This is a genomic window from Limnothrix redekei LRLZ20PSL1 (assembly GCF_043235035.1).
Lineage (GTDB): Bacteria > Cyanobacteriota > Cyanobacteriia > CACIAM-69d > CACIAM-69d > CACIAM-69d.
The window spans coordinates 1-1,509 of sequence record NZ_JAZAQF010000061.1 but is presented as its reverse complement, the minus strand read 5'-3'; the positions used below and the strand labels follow the sequence as shown (position 1 = coordinate 1,509).

2 protein-coding genes and 1 pseudogene are annotated in these 1,509 nt (G+C 54.3%); 1 reads left to right on the top strand and 2 read right to left on the bottom strand.

All coding sequences use genetic code 11. The annotated features are described in order from the left end of the window. Together VPK24_RS11155 and VPK24_RS11150 are read right to left on the bottom strand one after the other, a co-directional pair. Positions 1-286: pseudogene (locus VPK24_RS11155) on the bottom strand (hypothetical protein); the annotation flags it as partial. A gap of 87 nt (positions 287-373) precedes the next feature. Beyond that, positions 374-817 carry a hypothetical protein gene (locus VPK24_RS11150; RefSeq protein WP_393013255.1) on the bottom strand — a complete coding sequence of 148 codons (444 nt, stop codon included), beginning with the start codon at positions 815-817 and terminating at the stop codon, positions 374-376. A 297-nt stretch (positions 818-1,114) separates the two neighbouring features. Here VPK24_RS11150 and VPK24_RS11145 point away from each other — a divergent pair, with 297 nt between their 5' ends. After that, positions 1,115-1,432, top strand: a complete 318-nt coding sequence (locus tag VPK24_RS11145; RefSeq protein WP_393013252.1) for a hypothetical protein — start codon at positions 1,115-1,117, stop codon at positions 1,430-1,432. Positions 1,433-1,509: the final 77 nt, after the last annotated feature.

The window sequence follows — 1,509 nt, the reverse complement described above, 5'->3', positions numbered from 1 at the left end:
TTTTTAGCTCGAAATATCCACCGCTCGGTTGTGCCGATTTTTCGGCTTTTCCACAACTTAGGGAGCGGTTTTCTTGGGTTTGAGCGGGGGCTTGCTCCCTAAGAGCTTGGGACAATCCCGCGATCGCAGCCTGCAATAACAGCAGCTCCGAGGGGGATAGTTGGGCGGCTGCTCGGATCGCGATCGATAGCCGATCGATCTTTCGATCGGCTTCCTGGGGGGTGGGTGGTGCAGGTGGTGCAGGCCCCCAACTGGGGTCAAGCTCCCTGCTTTTGCGATCGGACATCAATCTATCTCATTGTCTGCCTGAGGAAGGATCCTCGTTAAGGTGGCAATAGCAAACCCCTGCTGATTAGCCAGCAGGGGCAAAGGTTTAGGCGGTCAGGTCTTCTTGTGCTGGTTTGTGTGGGTCAGCTTCGACTTGATCGCTTGAGTCCTTGAGACTTGCTACCCGTTCGTTCCATGCAGTGAGCGTTGTGTTTAGGTATTCAAGCTCAACTGCTTCAAATTCATTCTCTTCCTGAAGATCCCGGATTTCCTGCTCAAGTTGAGCGATCTTGCGGATATTTCTGGCCACCCGACTCTGAACGGAGCGGATCAGATGGCTAAGCGTTTTCCCATGCGTAGCTGGTCTGGGTCTGGCGGGAGAGTCGGCAACAATCCCCGTGCAAACTGTTCGATCAGTTCGCTCGGACTCCGTAGCCCCATCGCTTGCGCCATCTCTTCCAAGAGTTGAATCGCTGTTGGTGTCAAGGAGTAGCCGATCGTCTTCTTGCGTTCCCCGTAAGTTGGTTTTCCGGCCATTTGCGTCAGTCATTTCAATTTCGTCAATCTTACTCGATAAACTTTCATCTCTTATTTTACTCGACAAAGATAAAAGTTGCTGTCATACTCGATAAAGATCAGATAAACCCAAAGCGCCCCTGATGGCGCGGTCTATGACCAGCGCGGGATTTGGGGGAGACCGGCACAAACGGCGGCCGGCCACCTTGCACCCGAGATCACCGCGTGAATTTGCGTCCCTGATTGGTGTTGAGAGATTGGTTTGCAGCGGGCGATTCACCACACGGACGATCGCCCACTTTCCTTCCCCCCAAACTTCGGAAAATTGCCTATGCAGAAATCTATCTACGACGACCGCACTGAGGCTCTCACCTTCGGGGCAGAGCAACTGTCTCTACTGGTGGCCCGAGCTCGGCAAGCCCTGAAGGAACTGGGTTACACCATCCGCAAGCGCAACCAGCGCCCTGAGTGGCTGATCATCGCGCCTAACGATAAATGGGCGCTGCTGGTCTACTCCCACGCCAATGGATGGGAAGTAAAGGGGCCGGCCGATAGCTCAGACAAGATCGCGATCGCTGACACAATCCAACACTTCGTTATTGCCATCAGCGCCTATGAAACCCGCGTCAAAGAATCCAAAAGATATTGATCTGAAGGACTTCAGCCCATCCCTGCCCTGGGTTGTCTACCGGTTGGGCCGTCCCAACCGCCACGGCCAGCGGTCGC

Excerpts from the sequence above, each read along its gene's own strand:
- VPK24_RS11145 (WP_393013252.1), top strand. The coding sequence starts at position 1,115 with ATGCAGAAATCTATCTACGACGACCGCACTGAGGCTCTCACCTTCGGG.
- VPK24_RS11150 (WP_393013255.1), bottom strand. The coding sequence starts at position 817 with ATGACTGACGCAAATGGCCGGAAAACCAACTTACGGGGAACGCAAGAA.